We start from the raw sequence: 1,578 nt of genomic DNA, 5'->3' as shown, positions 1-1,578 counted from the left end.
TCGAGGTTGTTGGTGGGCTCGTCCAGGAGCAGCACGTTCGCGGAGGAGACGACCAGGGTGGCGAGGGCGAGGCGGGTCTTCTCGCCGCCGGACAGGACCCCGGCGGGCTTGTCGACGTCGTCGCCGGAGAACAGGAACGAGCCGAGCGTCTTGCGGACCTCGACCAGGTCCAGGTCGGGCGCGGCCGAGCGCATGTTCTCCAGGACCGTGCGCTCGGGGTCCAGGGTCTCGTGCTCCTGGGCGTAGTAGCCGAGCTTGAGGCCGTGGCCGGGGACGACCTCGCCGGTGTCGGGCTGCTCCGCGCCGCCGAGGAGGCGCAGCAGGGTGGTCTTGCCCGCGCCGTTGAGGCCGAGGATGACGACGCGGGAGCCCTTGTCGATGGCCAGGTCGACGTCGGTGAAGATCTCCAGCGAGCCGTACGACTTCGACAGGCCCTCCGCCATCAGCGGGGTCTTGCCGCAGGGGGCGGGCTCGGGGAAGCGGAGCTTGGCGACCTTGTCGGACTGGCGGACCGCCTCCAGGCCGGAGAGCAGCTTGTCGGCGCGCTTGGCCATGTTCTGCGCGGCGACCGTCTTGGTGGCCTTGGCGCGCATCTTGTCGGCCTGCGAATGCAGGGCGGCGGCCTTCTTCTCGGCGTTCTGCCGCTCGCGCTTGCGGCGCTTCTCGTCGGCCTCGCGCTGCTGCTGGTAGAGCTTCCAGCCCATGTTGTAGACGTCGATCTGGGCGCGGTTGGCGTCCAGGTAGAACACCTTGTTGACGACCGTCTCGACCAGGTCGACGTCGTGGGAGATCACGATGAAGCCGCCGCGGTAGGTCTTGAGGTAGTCGCGCAGCCAGGCGATCGAGTCGGCGTCGAGGTGGTTGGTGGGCTCGTCGAGGAGCAGGGTGTCGGCGTCCGAGAAGAGGATGCGGGCCAGCTCGACGCGGCGGCGCTGACCGCCGGAGAGGGTGTGCAGGGGCTGGCCGAGCACGCGGTCGGGCAGGTTCAGCGCGGCGGCGATGGTCGCGGCCTCGGCCTCGGCGGCGTACCCGCCCTTGGTGAGGAACTCCGTCTCCTGGCGCTCGTACTGCTTGAGCGCCTTCTCGCGGGTGGCGCCCGAGCCGTTGGCGATGCGCTGCTCGTTCTCGCGCATCTTGCGGATCAGTACGTCGAGGCCGCGCGCGGAGAGGATGCGGTCGCGGGCGAGCACGTCGAGGTCGCCGGTGCGGGGGTCCTGCGGCAGATAGCCGACCTCGCCGGAGCGGGTGATCTGACCGGCGGCCGGGATGCCCTCACCGGCCAGGCACTTGGTGAGGGTGGTCTTGCCGGCGCCGTTACGGCCGACCAGGCCGATGCGGTCGCCCTTGGCGACACGGAAGCTGGCGTTCTCGATGAGGATGCGGGCACCGGCGCGCAGCTCGATACCGGAGGCGGAGATCACGGACAGGCTCCTGGGCGTACGGGACGGGATCGTCGGACGGTCTGCTGAGGGCGTTCCCGCCGTCTAATGCGCGAGGAGAAAGGCCATGCGGGCAATTCTAACGGGGGCGGGCAAGGGGTTTTCCGGACACGGGGGCCCTCCGGGGGTTGGCGGGGGT

1 protein-coding gene is annotated in these 1,578 nt (G+C 70.2%); it reads right to left on the bottom strand.

Annotated elements, in window-relative coordinates; genetic code table 11:
• Nucleotides 1–1,421, bottom strand: a 1,421-nt coding sequence (locus tag GTW40_RS18930; protein WP_161181378.1) for an ABC-F family ATP-binding cassette domain-containing protein, incomplete at its 3' end; no start/stop codon positions are given.
• Between the last annotated feature and the right edge of the window lie 157 nt (nt 1,422–1,578).

The organism is Streptomyces sp. SID4985 (genome assembly GCF_009863025.1).
In the GTDB taxonomy this organism is placed as follows: Bacteria; Actinomycetota; Actinomycetes; order Streptomycetales; family Streptomycetaceae; genus Streptomyces.
The sequence above is the reverse complement of the archived record's forward strand: the minus strand, read 5'-3'. Positions and strand labels throughout refer to the sequence as shown.